The 13,380-nt window shown below is 70.1% G+C and carries 13 protein-coding genes and 2 tRNA genes; 10 read left to right on the top strand and 5 right to left on the bottom strand.

Translation table 11 applies throughout. The features are described 5' to 3' along the window. Positions 1–22: 22 nt before the first annotated feature. From gnd to ACLQ20_RS19395, 3 genes are read left to right on the top strand one after another with little or no spacing between them, the layout of a single operon-like run. Entirely contained in the window at positions 23–895 is an 873-nt protein-coding gene (gene gnd, locus ACLQ20_RS19405) for a phosphogluconate dehydrogenase (NAD(+)-dependent, decarboxylating) (protein WP_132235451.1), read from the top strand. 17 nt (positions 896–912) lie between these two features. Continuing rightward, positions 913–2,046: a DNA replication/repair protein RecF gene (gene recF / locus ACLQ20_RS19400; RefSeq protein WP_425857073.1), complete on the top strand. Its 1,134-nt coding sequence runs from the start codon at positions 913–915 to the stop codon at positions 2,044–2,046. Next, the gene (locus tag ACLQ20_RS19395) at positions 2,036–2,647 is read left to right on the top strand and encodes a DUF721 domain-containing protein (protein ID WP_425857071.1); all 612 of its coding nucleotides are present in this window, start codon (positions 2,036–2,038) and stop codon (positions 2,645–2,647) included. Before recF ends, ACLQ20_RS19395 begins: the two co-directional genes overlap by 11 nt. A gap of 3 nt (positions 2,648–2,650) precedes the next feature. On the opposite strand, the gene ACLQ20_RS19390 is transcribed toward ACLQ20_RS19395, so the two are convergent. Then, a complete protein-coding gene (locus ACLQ20_RS19390) occupies positions 2,651–2,878 on the bottom strand; it encodes a hypothetical protein (protein ID WP_132235445.1) in 228 nt (75 codons plus the stop codon). Between the two features lie 94 nt (positions 2,879–2,972). On the opposite strand from ACLQ20_RS19390, the gene ACLQ20_RS19385 reads away from it, so the two are divergent. Then, positions 2,973–3,449, top strand: a complete 477-nt coding sequence (locus ACLQ20_RS19385) for a MarR family winged helix-turn-helix transcriptional regulator (protein WP_151452760.1) — start codon at positions 2,973–2,975, stop codon at positions 3,447–3,449. Here ACLQ20_RS19385 and ACLQ20_RS19380 read toward each other — a convergent pair. Beyond that, positions 3,434–3,988, bottom strand: a complete 555-nt coding sequence (locus tag ACLQ20_RS19380) for a hypothetical protein (protein WP_151452761.1) — start codon at positions 3,986–3,988, stop codon at positions 3,434–3,436. The two genes, ACLQ20_RS19385 and ACLQ20_RS19380, sit on opposite strands and share 16 nt — an antisense overlap. Before the next feature lie 506 nt (positions 3,989–4,494). Between ACLQ20_RS19380 and gyrB the strand changes: the two genes are divergently transcribed. The 6 genes from gyrB (at position 4,495) to ACLQ20_RS19350 (ending at position 10,593) form a co-directional block, all read left to right on the top strand. Then, positions 4,495–6,441: a DNA topoisomerase (ATP-hydrolyzing) subunit B gene (gene gyrB / locus ACLQ20_RS19375; RefSeq protein WP_151452763.1), complete on the top strand. Its 1,947-nt coding sequence runs from the start codon at positions 4,495–4,497 to the stop codon at positions 6,439–6,441. A gap of 130 nt (positions 6,442–6,571) precedes the next feature. Continuing rightward, complete coding sequence (gyrA, locus tag ACLQ20_RS19370; RefSeq protein WP_151452764.1) at positions 6,572–9,091, top strand: DNA gyrase subunit A; 2,520 nt, start codon at positions 6,572–6,574, stop codon at positions 9,089–9,091. A 4-nt stretch (positions 9,092–9,095) separates the two neighbouring features. After that, on the top strand, positions 9,096–10,007 hold the full coding sequence (locus ACLQ20_RS19365; protein WP_358118822.1) for a DUF3566 domain-containing protein: 912 nt from the start codon (positions 9,096–9,098) through the stop codon (positions 10,005–10,007). A gap of 221 nt (positions 10,008–10,228) precedes the next feature. Then, positions 10,229–10,302, top strand: a tRNA-Ile gene (locus tag ACLQ20_RS19360). 44 nt (positions 10,303–10,346) lie between these two features. Further along, entirely contained in the window at positions 10,347–10,475 is a 129-nt protein-coding gene (locus tag ACLQ20_RS19355; RefSeq protein WP_210834795.1) for a DLW-39 family protein, read from the top strand. Positions 10,476–10,517: 42 nt separating this feature from the next. Then, a tRNA-Ala gene (locus tag ACLQ20_RS19350) sits at positions 10,518–10,593 on the top strand. Positions 10,594–10,654: 61 nt separating this feature from the next. Here the strand turns inward: ACLQ20_RS19350 and ACLQ20_RS19345 are convergent. The 3 genes from ACLQ20_RS19345 to ACLQ20_RS19335 are packed head-to-tail and all read right to left on the bottom strand — an operon-like array spanning position 10,655 to position 13,378. After that, the gene (locus ACLQ20_RS19345; protein WP_425857066.1) at positions 10,655–11,899 is read right to left on the bottom strand and encodes a site-specific integrase; all 1,245 of its coding nucleotides are present in this window, start codon (positions 11,897–11,899) and stop codon (positions 10,655–10,657) included. 1 nt (position 11,900) lies between these two features. After that, complete coding sequence (locus ACLQ20_RS19340; RefSeq protein WP_425857063.1) at positions 11,901–12,086, bottom strand: helix-turn-helix transcriptional regulator; 186 nt, start codon at positions 12,084–12,086, stop codon at positions 11,901–11,903. Further along, entirely contained in the window at positions 12,083–13,378 is a 1,296-nt protein-coding gene (locus tag ACLQ20_RS19335) for a replication initiator (protein ID WP_425857220.1), read from the bottom strand. The genes ACLQ20_RS19340 and ACLQ20_RS19335 overlap by 4 nt, the downstream gene beginning before the upstream one ends. Positions 13,379–13,380 lie beyond the last annotated feature (2 nt).

Below are 13,380 nucleotides of genomic sequence, written 5' to 3'. Positions count from 1 at the left end.
CGACGCACGGAGGTAGGAACACATGCAGCTCGGCCTGGTAGGGCTCGGCCGGATGGGCGGCAACATGCGCGAGCGGTTGCGCGCCGCCGGGCACGAGGTGGTCGGCTTCGACCACAACGCGGAGCTGAGCGATGTCGCGACCCTGGCGGAGCTGGCGGAGAAGCTGGAGTCGCCCCGCGCGATCTGGGTCATGGTTCCCGCCGGTGTCACCGACGCGACCATCGACGAACTCGCCGACGTTCTCGGCGAGGGCGACATCATCATCGACGGTGGCAACTCCCGCTTCAGCGACGACGCGCCCCGCGCCGAGCGGCTGAACGAGCGCGGCATCGGCTACCTCGACGCCGGCGTCTCCGGTGGCGTCTGGGGCCGGCAGAACGGCTACGCCCTGATGGTCGGCGGCGCCCAGGAGCACGTCGACCGGCTCATGCCGATCTTCGAGTCGCTGAAGCCGGAGGGCGAGTTCGGCTTCGTGCACGCCGGGCCGGTCGGCGCCGGGCACTACGCCAAGATGGTGCACAACGGCATCGAGTACGGCCTGATGCACGCCTACGCCGAGGGCTACGAGCTGCTGGCCAAGTCCGAGCTGGTCACCAACGTGCCGGGGGTGTTCAAGTCCTGGCGCGAGGGCACCGTGGTCCGCTCCTGGCTGCTCGACCTGCTGGACCGGGCCCTCGACGAGGACCCGGAGCTGGCCGAGCTGAGCGGCTACACGGAGGACACGGGCGAGGGCCGCTGGACGGTCGACGAGGCGGTCCGGCTGGCCGTGCCGCTGAACGTGATCACCGCCTCGCTCTTCGCCCGCTTCGCCTCCCGCCAGGACGACTCGCCCGCCATGAAGGCCGTCGCCGCGCTGCGCCAGCAGTTCGGCGGTCACGCCGTCCGCAAGCGCTGACCGGAATCCCCGCGCCTGTGTACGTCCGCCGGCTCGAACTGGTCGACTTCCGCTCGTACGAGCGGGTCGGCGTGGACCTGGAGCCGGGGGCGAACGTCCTGATCGGCGCCAACGGCGTCGGCAAGACGAACCTGGTCGAGGCGCTGGGCTACGTGGCGACCCTGGATTCGCACCGGGTCGCCACGGACGCCCCCCTCGTCCGGATGGGCGCCTCCTCGGCGGTGATCCGCTGCGCGGTCGTGCACGAGGGGCGCGAGCTGCTGGTCGAGCTGGAGATCGTTCCGGGCAAGGCCAACCGGGCCCGGCTCGGACGGTCGCCGGCCCGCCGGGCGCGGGACGTCCTCGGCGCGCTCCGGCTCGTGCTGTTCGCCCCGGAGGACCTGGAACTCGTCCGGGGCGACCCGGCCGAGCGCCGCCGCTACCTCGACGACCTGCTGGTCAGCCGTCAGCCCCGGTTCGCCGGAGTGCGGGCCGACTACGAGCGGGTGGTCAAGCAGCGCAACGCGTTGCTGCGCACCGCGTACCTGGCCCGCAAGACGGGCGGGTCGCGGGGCGGGGACCTGTCGACCCTCGCGGTCTGGGACACCCACCTGGCCCGGCACGGCGCCGAGCTGCTCGCCGGCCGGCTGGAACTGGTTGCCGCGCTGGGCCCGCACGTGACGAAGGCGTACGACGCTGTCGCGGCGGGACGGGGGGCCGCCGGGATCGCGTACCGGCCGTCGGTGGAACTGGCGGAGCCCACCACCGACCGGGAGGCCCTGGCGGCGGCGCTGACCACCGCGCTCGTCGAGTCCCGCTCCGCCGAGGTCGAGCGGGGCACCACCCTGGTCGGCCCGCACCGCGACGAACTGGCGCTGACCCTGGGCCCGCTGCCCGCCAAGGGGTACGCGAGCCACGGCGAGTCCTGGTCGTACGCCCTGGCGCTGCGGCTCGCCGCCTACGACCTGCTCCGCTCCGACGGCATCGAGCCGGTGCTGGTGCTCGACGACGTCTTCGCCGAGCTGGACGCCGGGCGGCGGGAGCGGCTGGCGGAGCTGGTCGGCGGGGCGAGCCAGCTGCTGGTGACCTGCGCGGTCGACGAGGACGTGCCGGTGTCCCTGCGCGGCGCCCGGTACGCCGTGGGCGAGGGGACGGTGCGACGTGCCGGATGAGCAGCTTCCGCCGGCCCGGCTCGGCCCGGGCCGTGGCGGCGGAGCGACCGGCGGCGACTCCGGCAGCGCGACGGGCGGCGATGCGCCGGCCGGGGCGAGTGGCCCGGAGCTGGCGCGGGCCGTGCTGGACGCGGCGCGCGCCCGCCGGGAGTCGGCGGCCCGTACGCGTCGGCGTACCTCCGGCGGGGGCGACGGCGAGGGCGGCCAGCGGCGGCTGCGCGGCTACTCCGGCCCCGGGCCGGACCCGCGCGATCCGCAGCTGCTCGGCGCGGTGCTCAACCGGCTCGTCAAGGCGCGTGGCTGGCAGCAGCCGGCGGCCGAGGCGACGGTGTTCGGCGCCTGGGAGCGGGTGGTGGGCCCGGAGGTGGCCCAGCACAGCCGGCCGGTGAAGCTGGAGGACGGCGAGCTGACCGTGGAGGCCCGCTCGACCGCGTGGGCCACCCAGCTGCGGCTGCTGGCCGGCTCGCTGCTCAAGCAGATCGCCAGCGAGGTCGGCCACAACGTGGTGCGCAAGCTGCACATCCACGGCCCGGCAGCGCCCTCCTGGTCGAAGGGCCCGCGCCGGGTCCGTGGCCGCGGCCCGCGGGACACCTACGGCTGACGGTCAGCGACCCTCGCGCCGGGCCTCCCGCTCGGCGCGCTTGCGCTCGCGCTGCTCGCGACTCCACTGCTTGCGCCGCTCCAGGTCTCGCTTCCACGCCTCCCGGGCGTGGTTCGAGCCGCCCTGCACCGCGCCCTGGACCTCCGGCGGGCCGGCGAGGCGCCGGAACGCCCAGGCCATCAGGCGGCCGCCCTCGCCCGGGGCCTTCGGGGTGGGCTTCTCCTCGGTCATCGCCTGGCCTCCGGTGCGACGGGAACGATTGGCGTACCAATAATTGGTACACCAATCATTGGTACGCTCGCAACGACGACGAGGAGGCCCGCCCGTGACCGACCAGCCCGACGGGGATCCCCTGGCGCTGGAACAGCAGGTGTGCTTCGCGCTCTCCGTCGCCGCACGCGGCGTCGTCGCCGTCTACCGGCCCCTGCTGGAGCCGATGGGGCTCACCCATCCGCAGTACCTGGTGATGCTCGCCCTCTGGCAGCACGCGCCGCTGTCCGTACGCGACCTCAGCCGTCTGCTCCAGCTCGACCCCGGCACACTGTCGCCCCTGCTCAAGCGGCTGGAGGCGACCGGCTACGTCCGGCGTGAACGCGACCCCGCCGACGAGCGGAGCCTCGCGGTGACGCTGACCGCAGCCGGCCAGGCGCTGCGGGCGCGGGCCGAGCAGATCCCGCCAGCGATCGTCGAACGGCTCGGCATGCCGGTCGAGGACCTGCGCCACCTGCACGCCGTGCTGACCCGGGTCATCGACGCCGCCAACCGCGGGTCCGCCGCCGAGCGGGGTCAGGCGTCGGCGTAGACGGCGAAGCCGCGGTCGGCGCAGCGCCGGTAGAAGGCCGCCAGCACGGCCAGCTCGGCGCAGGTGAAGTTCCACTGCGGCGGCTCGCCGCTCTCGTCGCGCAGCGCGTCCAGGCGGCTGTCGAGCCAGCGCAGCTGCTGCTCGGCCAACCGCCCGTCGGCGAGCAGCGACCGCAGCACCTGGCTCACCGAGTCGAAGGTGACGGCCTCGCCGTGCGGGCGGTGGCCGGTCACGAACCGCTCGATGCCGCCGGCGACCCAGGCACAGCCGTCGGGATCGATCACCGGATCCTCGTCCTCGGCCGCCGCGTCAGTGGCGTAGAGCACACCCTCCAGGCCGAGCAGGAGGTCGACCAGTTCGGTGTACACGGTCGCCCGCACGGTGCCGGTCTTGGCGATCAGCTCGGCGAGCGCCGCGGTGGGCGCGGAGATGCGGGGCATGTCGACGATGTCGCCGAAGTCGACGAACTCGGCCGGCGCGACCGGATCGTAGAAGCGGCCGGTCCGCGGCCACTGCACCGCGACGTTGTCCAGCCCCATCGGGCGTCACCTCTTCGAGAGCACGGATAGTTCGTAACGGCTCGATCGTCCGGTTCCGGCCCGAAAAGATCAAGGCCGGGCCGACGGCGTGGCGGCGGTGGCATTCCCGCCGTCCGACCCGCACCGATCGTCAGGCGGCGCCGCCCCCGAACGCACCCTGGCGTGTAGGGGGAGTCGCGGGCGGCGCGGTTCGGCCGGCTACGTCGGTCTCAGCCGCCTCGCAGGGGTGCCGAGTGGTGGTTCTGTCGTCCGCGCACAGTAAGATTGACCCTGAGACGAAGACCCGGTGCGGAGCGACGAGACACGGGCCCGGAGCGGGGCCCGCGATCATTGTCCACGTCGGGTCGAGCCGATCGCGATCCGCGGGCAACCGCGGCGACCGGCGCGTTCGACCCGTACCCCGGAATTGTCCCCGGTGCCGGTCTGCGCGTCGACGTCGCGTCCTGTCCGCCGAACCCGCGCCCGACGCGCCACCAGGTGCGGACGGCGCGAGAAAGTGGCCGAAGGTGGCAGCGCAGGACAAGCAGGAGTACGGCGCCGGGTCGATCACCGTTCTCGAGGGGCTGGAGGCGGTCCGGAAGCGCCCCGGTATGTACATCGGGTCGACCGGTGAGCGCGGTCTGCACCACCTGGTGTGGGAGGTCGTCGACAACGCGGTGGACGAGGCGCTGGCCGGCCACTGCGACACCATCGACGTGGTGCTGCTCGCCGACGGCGGGGTCCGGGTCACCGACAACGGCCGGGGTTTCCCGGTCGACCTGCACCCGAAGCTGAAGAAGCCGGGTGTCGAGGTGGCGCTGACCGTGCTGCACGCGGGCGGCAAGTTCGACGGCAAGGCGTACGCGGTCTCCGGCGGTCTGCACGGCGTCGGCGTCTCCGTGGTGAACGCCCTCTCCACCAAGATGGCGGTGGAGATCCACAAGTCCGGCTTCGTCTGGCGGCAGCAGTACCACAACTCCAAGCCGACCCCGCTGGAGAAGGGCGAGTCGACCGACCGCACCGGTTCCGCGGTGGCCTTCTGGCCCGACGCCGACGTGTTCGAGACGGTCGACTTCGACTTCCAGACCATCTACCGGCGGCTCCAGGAGATGGCCTTCCTCAACCGGGGCCTCACCATCCACCTGCTCGACGAGCGGGTCCCGGAGGGCGAGGAGGGCAAGCCGCGCGAGGTCACCTTCTGCTACAAGGGCGGCATCGCCGACTTCGTCCGGCACCTCAACGCCTCGAAGAACCCGATCCACAAGACCGTGGTCGAGTTCGGCGCCGAGGAGGAGGGCATGTCGGTCGAGATCGCCATGCAGTGGAACGAGTCGTACGGCGAGTCGGTCTACACCTTCGCCAACACGATCAACACGCACGAGGGCGGCACCCACGAGGAGGGCTTCCGGGCCGCGCTGACCAGCGTCGTCAACCGCTACGGCACCGACAAGAAGCTGCTCAAGGGCGACGAGAAGCTCTCCGGTGAGGACATCCGCGAGGGCCTGGCCGCGATCATCTCGGTCAAGCTGGCCAACCCGCAGTTCGAGGGCCAGACCAAGACCAAGCTGGGCAACACCCCGGTGAAGAGCTTCGTGCAGCGGGTCTGCAACGACCGGCTGGTCGACTGGTTCGACCGCAACCCGGCCGAGGCGAAGATCATCATCCAGAAGGCGTCCCAGGCCGCCCGGGCCCGGATCGCCGCGCAGCAGGCGCGCAAGCTGGCCCGGCGCAAGTCCCTGCTGGAGTCCGGCTCGATGCCGGGCAAGCTGGCCGACTGCCAGTCCACCGACCCGCGCGAGTCCGAGGTCTTCATCGTCGAGGGCGACTCGGCTGGCGGCTCGGCCAAGCAGGGCCGCGACCCGCGGACCCAGGCGATCCTGCCGATCCGCGGCAAGATCCTCAACGTGGAGAAGGCCCGGATCGACCGGGTGCTGAAGAACAACGAGGTCCAGGCGCTGATCACCGCGCTGGGCACCGGCATCCACGACGACTTCGACATGGAGAAGCTGCGCTACCACAAGGTGGTGCTGATGGCCGACGCCGACGTCGACGGCCAGCACATCCAGACGCTGCTGCTCACGCTGCTCTTCCGCTTCATGCGCCCGCTGGTCGAGATGGGGCACGTCTACCTGGCCGCCCCGCCGCTCTACAAGATCAAGTGGAACAAGCGCGGCGACGACGCGCAGTACGCGTACTCGGACCGCGAGCGGGACGGCCTGATCGCGCTGCGCCAGCAGAAGAAGCCGAACGCGAAGCCGGACGACATCCAGCGGTTCAAGGGCCTCGGCGAGATGAACTACCCCGAACTGTGGGAGACCACGATGAACCCGGCAACGCGTACGCTGCGTCAGGTCACGCTCGACGACGCGGCCACCGCCGACGAGTTGTTCAGCGTGCTGATGGGTGAGGACGTCGAGGCGCGCCGCTCGTTCATCCAGCGCAACGCCAAGGACGTCCGGTTCCTGGACATCTGACGGGTCCCGGCGGGCCGGCCGGTCATCCACCGGCCGACCCGCCTGTCCACAGAGTTATCCACAGCACGGCCGGTATCCACAGCCGTTATCCACAGCACGAAAACGACTCTGAGTCTGATAAGGGTTAACAGTGACCGATATCCCCGAGTCCACACCCAACGAGCCCGAGCTCCCGGAGACCGTTGCCGCCGTCGTCGCGCACGACCGCATCGAACCGGTCGGGCTCGAGGTGGAGATGCAGCGCTCCTACCTCGACTACGCGATGAGCGTCATCGTCGGGCGGGCGCTGCCGGACGTCCGGGACGGGCTCAAGCCGGTCCACCGCAAGATCCTCTACGCCATGTTCGACTCCGGCTACCGGCCGGACCGGGGCTACGTGAAGTGCTCCCGTGTGGTCGGCGACGTGATGGGTCAGTTCCACCCGCACGGCGACTCGGCGATCTACGACGCGCTGGTCCGGATGGCGCAGCCCTGGTCGCTGCGCTACCCGCTGGTCGACGGCAACGGCAACTTCGGCTCGCCGGGCAACGATCCTGCTGCCGCGATGAGATATACCGAATGCAAGCTGGACCCGCTGGCCATGGAGATGCTGCGGGACATCGACGAGGACACCGTCGATCTCCAGGACAACTACGACGGCCGGGCCAAGGAGCCCACCATCCTGCCGTCGCGGATCCCGAACCTCCTCGTCAACGGCTCCGAGGGCATCGCGGTCGGCATGGCCACCAAGATCCCGCCGCACAACCTGCGCGAGATCGGCGCGGCCGTGCAGTGGTGCCTGGAGCACCCGGAGGAGGACGAGGCCACCACCCTCGACGCGCTGCTGGAGATCGTCAAGGGGCCGGACTTCCCCACCCACGGCCTGATCGTGGGCACGCAGGCGATCCAGGACGCGTACCGCACCGGGCGCGGGTCGATCCGGATGCGGGCCGTGGTGGAGGTCGAGGAGGACAAACGGGGTCGCCCCTGCCTGGTCGTCAGCGAGCTGCCCTACCAGGTGAACCCGGACAACCTGGCCGAGCGGATCGCCGAGCTGATCAAGGAGGGCAAGCTCGCCGGCATCGCCGACATCCGCGACGAGTCCTCCGGGCGTACCGGCATGCGGATCGTGCTCGTGCTCAAGCGCGACGCCGTCGCCAAGGTGGTGCTGAACAACCTCTACAAGCACACCCAGCTCCAGGAGACCTTCGGCGCCAACATGCTGGCGCTGGTCGACGGGGTGCCGCGCACGCTCAACCTGGCCCAGTTCATCCGCTACTACGTCGAGCACCAGATCGACGTGATCCGCCGGCGGACGGCGTTCCGGCTGCGCAAGGCGGAGGAGCGGGCGCACATCCTGCGCGGTCTGTCCAAGGCGCTGGACGCCCTCGACGAGGTGATCGCCCTGATCCGGCGCTCGCCCACGGTCGAGGACGCCCGGCAGGGCCTGATCCGGCTGCTGGAGATCGACGAGATCCAGGCGACCGCGATCCTCGACATGCAGCTGCGCCGGCTCGCCGCGTTGGAGCGGCAGCGGATCCTGGACGACCTGGCAAAGCTGGAGGTGGAGATCGCCGACCTCAAGGACATCCTCGCCAAGCCCGAGCGGCAGCGCAGGATCGTCTCGGAGGAGCTGGGCGAGATCGTCGCCAAGTGGGGCGACGAGCGGCGCACCAAGATCGTGCCGTTCGAGGGCGAGGTCTCCATGGAGGACCTCATCGCCCGCGAGGACGTGGTGGTCACGATCACCCGTACGGGTTACGCGAAGCGGACCAAGGTCGACCTCTACAGGTCACAGCGGCGCGGCGGCAAGGGTGTCAGCGGTGCGACGCTCCGACAGGACGACATCGTCAGCCACTTCTTCGTATGCTCGACCCACGACTGGATGCTCTTCTTCACCAACAAGGGGCGCGTCTATCGGGCGAAGGCGTACGAACTGCCGGAGGCCAGTAGGGTGGCCAAGGGCCAGCACGTGGCCAATCTGCTCGCGTTCCAGCCCGACGAGCAGATCGCGCAGATCATCGAGATTCCGAACTACCAGGTGGCTCCCTACCTGGTACTTGCCACGAAGAACGGCCTGGTGAAGAAGACTCGGCTCGAGGAGTTCGACTCCCCCCGGTCCGGCGGCATCATCGCGATCAACCTGCGCGACGAGGACGAGCTGGTCGGGGCGGCGCTCGTCGCGCCGGAGGAGGATCTGCTGCTGGTCTCGAAGAACGCGCAGGCGATCCGGTTCAACGCGAGCGACGAGGCGTTGCGCCCGATGGGGCGGGCCACCTCGGGCGTGATCGGCATGCGCTTCAGCGAGGAAGACGTCCTGCTGGCCATGGAGGTGGTCCGCGAGGGGCTGGACGTTCTGGTGGCCACGAACGGGGGATATGCGAAACGCACCCCGATCGAGGAATACCCCGTGCAGGGCCGGGGAGGTAAGGGCGTGCTGACTGCGAAGATCACCGAGCGGCGCGGTGGTCTGGTCGGTGCGGTGGTGATCGACCCGGACGACGAGCTGTTCGCGATCACCAGCAACGGTGGTGTCATCCGGACTCCGGTGAAGCCTGTACGCCGTACGCGTGACCGGAACACAATGGGGGTCAAGCTGATGGACCTTCCGGATGGCGTGACTATCGTGGCGATTGCTCGCAATGCCGACGAGCCTGACGAACAGGACTAGTTGAATGACGGAGACACAGGCGAAGTCGGGGAACACGGGGACCTCGGCCACCCCGGTCGACGAGGAGGCCGCGAAGAGCGGCACACCAGCGACCGGCCGCGCGGCCGTGGGTCGGGCGACCGTCCCCGCCGACGCGCCTGCCCCGAAATTCACCCGGGCGCCCGGGATGACACCGCCTCCGGACAAGCCCTCCGAGGACGGCGACGCGGCGGACCGGACCGAAGCGGTGGGGGTCGACAAGCCGGCCCCCGCCGCCAAGCCGGCCGCCGCCACACCGACGACGACGCAGCCGCTGAAGGTCGGTGCCGCCCAGTCGACCGGCACCACCGGGACACAGCCGCGGATCACGGGCACCACCGGCACACAGCCCCGCGTGACGGGCACCGCGAAGCCGCAGCCGGACGGCGGCGGCCCGGCCGGCGCCGGCCGCCCCGCCAACGGGGGCGGCCTGCCGCCGGGTATCAGCGGCGCCGCCGCCGTCGGGGCGGCCCGTGTGGGTGATGCGGTACGCGCCGCGCGTACGTCGGTCAGTTCGGCCGCGTCGCGCGGGCCGCGCCGGGCCCGGCTGAACCTCAAGCGGATCGACCCCTGGTCCGTCATGAAGTTCGCGTTCGCGGTCTCGGTGGTGCTCTTCATCGTCGTGGTGGTGGCCACCTCGGTGCTCTACCTGGCCCTCGACGCGATGGGCGTGTTCACCAGCGTCAACGACAGCCTGACCGACCTGGTCAGCGCGGGCGGCGGCCAGAGCACCAGCGGCTTCCAGATCACCGCCAAGGGCGTGATCCTCAGCTCGGCGCTGATCGGCCTGGTCAACGTCGTGCTGTTCACGGCGCTCGCCACGCTCGGGGCCTTCGTCTACAACGTCTGCGCGGACCTGGTCGGCGGCATCGAGTTGACCCTCGCCGAGCGCGACTGAACCACCTCGGAAGCCGGGGCACCGCCGAGCGCGGAGCCCCGGCTTTCGTGCGTCCGGAGCACGTCACCGGGCGTCCGGGCGGGGCGTGCGGGCGGCGTAATCGGCTGGGCCGGGCGGGAAGCCTCCGGTAGGTTCAGAAGCGACGGCAACGCCCGGACGTCGCGGCGGCCCCCGATTTGGGGCCGGACGGACGGATGGGTTAACCTTGCTCGTCGCCACGCGGGGCTATAGCTCAGTCGGTTAGAGCGCAGAGCTGATAACTCTGAGGTCGCTGGTTCGATTCCAGCTAGCCCCACCGCACATTCGTCCGACGGCAGTCGAGCGCGAGGGGTAGGCCCCATGTTCAAGAAGCTTCTGATCCTGGCCGGCGTCGTTGGTGTGGCAGCCGTGGTGGCCAGGAAGGTCAAGGCTTCCAACGACGAGCGCGCCCTGTGGCACGAGGCGACCACCGCGCCCGACCTGCGCTGATCTCGCTGGCACTGCCGGCACCGGCGGCTTCGTCCGCCTCCCGGGGCCCTAGCTCAACTGGCAGAGCACTGCCTTTGCAAGGCAGGGGTTAGGGGTTCGAGTCCCCTGGGCTCCACCAAAATCGCCTCTGACCAGGCGATTTCTCTTCGCAAGATCTACGGGCACAAGCCGGGCACAGGTCAGTCATGATCTTGCGGCCGGATGGTCGCCTTGTTGGCGCGTTCCGCCGCTGAGCTCAGGACCGAGCCAATGACGCCGCTGGGCCGGTCTCGCTTCGGCAGCCAGTGCACATACGTCTCCAACGTGATGCGCAGCGTTCTGTGTCGAAGCAGACGCTGCACCTCCTGCGGCTCGACGTGGTTGGTGATCAGCGTCGTGGCGAAGAAGTGCCGCAGTGCGTGAAACCCGCCGTGCTTCTGAGGCCAACCAGCGGCATCACGCCATCCGGCCCACTCTCGGGACCACGTGCGATCAGTGAAGGCGTTGCCCCGGGTGGTGGTGAACAGCAACGGCACGGTTCGCCGCACGGGCTCACCGGAGGTGATGTCGACCATCTCCACCGGTTCGGGCGGGAAGTCCCGGACGTGATCGGCCAGCACTTGACCCACGAACGGATCGAGATCGATGGTGCCCGATGATCTGGACTTCGGCTCGCACAGGTAGACACCGCCGTACTCCTGCGGTGCATAGCGCAACTGCTGAATGACGTGCAGCTCCCCGCGCCCCCGGTCGACACACCGGGTGCCAGCCTCCATCCCCAACATCTCACCGAACCGGCAACCCTGGCCGGCACCCAGCCAGACGGCCGCCCGGTACCGCGCCGGCACAGCGTCCAGCAGCGCGAGCACGTCGCCCTCAGTCGGAACCCACTTCGGGACCCGAGACATGCCCCGCAGCACCTGAGAGAGCCGCACCCCATCGCACGGATTGTCAGCAATGATCTTGTCGGTGACGGCGGCGTTGAGCACCGCATCCAGCAGTTCGAAGTACAGCTTCAGCGACGACTTCGGCGTGCCCTCGTCCAACCGCCGAGTCAACCACTCCAGCACCCCGGTCAGCCGGATCAACCGAAGCGGACGGTCACCAAACACCGGGTACAGGTGGCGGCTCAGGTTGGACTTGACCCGGTCTCGGGTTTCCAAGGCCCAGCCGATCTCACGCGAGAGCCGCCACCGCTCGCCGTACTCGCGGAAGGTGACCTGTCGTTCCGCCTGATCGATCTTGGCTTCCTCCGCGATGCCGGCACGGGCCTTCAGGTCGAAGGCTTCCGCGTCGGTCTTGCGCTCGAACAGCTTCTCTCGGGACTCACCAGCGGCGTCGGCGTAGCGCACCCGCCACCGCTTGCCCCTGCCGTGCCGCTTGGAGGGGAGTCGCTTCTTGTCTGGCCCGCGCTTGGTCAAGTACCAGAGGTCATCGATGGGCATGTCAGGCCGCCTTCTTGTGGAACCAGGCCCGCACGTCGGCGGGGTCGTAGCGGAGGTGGCGGCCGACACGGGACGCGCGGGGGCCGATTCGGCGGTGGCGCCATTGGTAGAGGGTGCCGACGGGGATGCCGAGGAACGCCGACACGTCGGCAACGCTCCACAGGCGTTCGGTGGTGGGGGTGGTCATCGGGGTTCCTTTCTGGCTTGCTGTCGTGCCGCTCGAATGCGGTCACCGATCGCGGTGGCGAGTTCGAGTTGCTCGGGCGAGTCGTAGCCGATGCCGAGGATCTGCCAGTCGTTGACGACCAGGACGTCAGCGTCTTCGGGCAGACCGGCTTCCGTGAGGGCGGTGTGGATCTGGTGCGTTCGCCGTTCCGCGCGAAGGTTCTTGAAGGTCGTGCTGTAGATCCGCGACTTGGTGAGGAAGTGACCTCGGAAGCCGAGCATGTGCGCCCAGTGACGCAGTTTCAGATCGGCGTACTGGTCGAGTCCGCCGAGGTCCCACGCGGTTTGGATCATTGCGCGGTGGTGCGCGGAGACCCGTAGCCGGTCGATGTGCGCTTGCGAGCGGATACGACGGTCGCCGGTCTCCGTGGCGCCCGTGCCCTTGGTGGCGTACTTGGCGATGTAGCCGGCAAGCCGGGTGTCGGTGACCGCCTGGTCCCCGTCGTCGTCTGCGTCGTCGATGTCGATGTCGGTGGCGGTGATGTCCTTGACGTCGACCTGTGCGCCCCAGCCGAGAGGCAGGGCAGTCCCGTCCGGTCGGGCGGTGTCCAGCTCGACGGAGGAAGCCGCGGAACGCACCGCGTCGGCCAACACGTCGGCGGTGAGCCACACCGGAGGCGACGAGTCCGGCCCGGACGGGCCATCGGCACGGATGACGGCGTGGAAGTGGACCAGGCCGCGCCGCTGGTATTCGGCCACCTTGGCGTAGGAGATCCGCAGATGCGCCCCGGACGCGCGGACGGTGAGGCCACCAGCGGCAGCGACCGCGCGGCGTAGCGCGATGGTGAACCGGTGCCAGAGTTGCCCGCTGTGTGCCTGCCACAGCACGGCCCCGGCGTAGTCGTAGGAGCCAGGGTCGAGCGGGCTACCCAGCAGCGGATGCCCCTCGGGGTGCCAGCGCCCGCAGGAGCAGGGCCGCTTGCCGGGCCGGTTGTGCACCGCACCGAACGACGGGGCGGTCAGGGTGACGAACAGCCGCGTCGACCGAGCCACGGTGTCAGGGACGCCCTTGCCGCCGGACATGCCCGAGTGGATCAGGTGCCAGGCGTCCGCGGCGTACCGGTCGGCGCAGGACGGGCACACGGTCGATCGGCGGGTACCGCAGGACGCCCACACCCGGCCCTGCCGAGACGCGATCAGGTCACCGCTGCCGATGTGCCGAACCTCAAACTTGCCGATCAGACGCACCGGTTGCAGGCAGCCCTTGACGCTCTCGACGCCGGCCCGCCATTCCCTGTACGCCGGCGAACGCATCC

It is taken from the genome of Micromonospora sp. DT46, assembly GCF_049841735.1.
In the GTDB taxonomy this organism is placed as follows: Bacteria; Actinomycetota; Actinomycetes; order Mycobacteriales; family Micromonosporaceae; genus Micromonospora; species Micromonospora reichwaldensis.
The sequence above is the reverse complement of the archived record's forward strand: the minus strand, read 5'-3'. Positions and strand labels throughout refer to the sequence as shown.